Raw genomic sequence first — 1,665 nt, 5'->3', positions numbered from 1 at the left:
GGGCGGTGCCGGTCGCCGGACCGGCCGGGGCCGGGGGCCGGCGAGGCCTCGGCGTTCCGCCGGGACGTCAGGGCCTCCGCGCGGCGTCGGGGTGGCCTTGCCGGGCCGTCACAGGCCCAGCCGGCGCGCCAGGTCGGAGACGAACACGCCGTGCGGGTCGATCTCGGCGCGCAGTTCGCGGAAGTCGTCGACGCGGGGGTACATCGCGGTGAGCAGGTCGGGCCGGAGCCGGGAGTCCTTCGCGAGATAGACCCGGCCGCCCGCCGCGGCCACCTCCTCGTCCAGCTCGTCGAGGAACGCGGCGAGCCCCGGCAGGCCCGCCGGGATGTCCAGCGCGAGGGTCCAACCGGGCCGGGGGAAGGACAGCCAGCCTGGGTCGGCGTCCCCGAAGCGTTTCAGGACGGCGAGGAAGGACGGGCAGCGGCGCTCGGAGAGCCGGGCGACGATCCGGCGCAGGGTGTCCTCGTGGCCGTGTCCGACGACGAACTGGTACTGCACGAAGCCGCCGCGGCCGTAGATCCGGTTCCAGTGGGGGACGCCGTCGAGCGGGTGGAAGAACGCGGCCAGCGGCTGGAGTTCACCGGCGCGGGCGTGGGGCGCCTTGCGGTACCACAGCTCGTTGAACCAGCCCACCGTGCGCCGCGTCAGCAGCCCCTCGGGCAGCATCGGCGGCGGCGCGGGCAGCCGTGACGGGCGGAACGCGAGCGGGCGGTGGCGGGCCCGGCTGCCGGCGGGCAGCGCGTCGAGCGGGGCGTGGTCGCCGCGGGTGAGGACCGCGCGGCCCAGGGCGCCGCCGCGCGCCAGCAGGTCGATCCACGCGACCGAGTAGCGGTGGCGGTGGTCGGTGGCGGCGAGCCGGGCCAGCAGATCGTCGAGGTCGGCGGCCCGCTCGGTGTCCACCGTCATGTACGCGGTCTCCACGGGGTGCAGCTGGAGCGTGACGGTGAGGATGATCCCCGTCAGGCCCATCCCGCCGCAGGTCGCGTCGAACAGGGGGGTGCCGCGGCCGACGCTGTGCACGGCGCCGTCCGCGGTGAGCAGTTCGAAGGAGAGCACATGGCGGGAGAAGGAACCGGAGACGTGGTGGTTCTTGCCGTGGATGTCCGCGCCGAGCGCCCCGCCGACGGTGACATAGCGGGTGCCGGGGGTGACCGGGACGAACCAGCCGAGCGGCAGCAGCACCTCCATCAGCCGGTGCAGGGACACGCCCGCGTCGCACAGCAGGGTGCCGGTGTCGGCGTCGATGGCGTGGATGCGGTCCAGGCCCGTCATGTCGAGCACCGCGCCGCCGGCGTTCTGCGCGGCGTCGCCGTACGCCCGGCCGAGGCCGCGGGCGATGCCGCCGCGCGCCCCGCACGAGCGGACCGCGGCGACCGTCTCCTCGTAGCTGCGCGGGCGGATCAGCCGGGCCGCGGTGGGTGCGGTGCGGCCCCAGCCGGTGACGGGGACGGTGCGGGGAGCAGACATGCGGTGACCGTATCGTCCGGATATGCGCACTCTGTCGAGTGACATCCGGTTCGGCCATCGGTCCTCCCCGAAACGGGTGATTGGTGGTATGTCATGCAATATGTCCATAGCTTCGGGGTGGTGGGCGGGGAGAGTGGGGCCGCATGGAGGACCTCGACCACCGCACCCTCACCACGCCCCACCCCACCACCCCAGCCG

At 74.5% G+C, this 1,665-nt stretch carries 1 protein-coding gene; it reads right to left on the bottom strand.

The window, feature by feature from the left end:
- Window positions 1-108: 108 nt before the first annotated feature.
- Window positions 109-1,467 carry an FAD-binding oxidoreductase gene (locus tag MTQ10_RS30195; RefSeq protein ID WP_247473797.1) on the bottom strand — a complete coding sequence of 453 codons (1,359 nt, stop codon included), beginning with the start codon at window positions 1,465-1,467 and terminating at the stop codon, window positions 109-111.
- Window positions 1,468-1,665: the final 198 nt, after the last annotated feature.

The organism is Streptomyces sp. XM83C (assembly GCF_023072675.1).
GTDB lineage: Bacteria > Actinomycetota > Actinomycetes > Streptomycetales > Streptomycetaceae > Streptomyces > Streptomyces thermocoprophilus.
This window is presented reverse-complemented; position numbering and strand designations above follow the sequence as displayed.

Excerpts from the sequence above, each read along its gene's own strand:
- MTQ10_RS30195 (WP_247473797.1), bottom strand. The coding sequence starts at position 1,467 with ATGTCTGCTCCCCGCACCGTCCCCGTCACCGGCTGGGGCCGCACCGCA.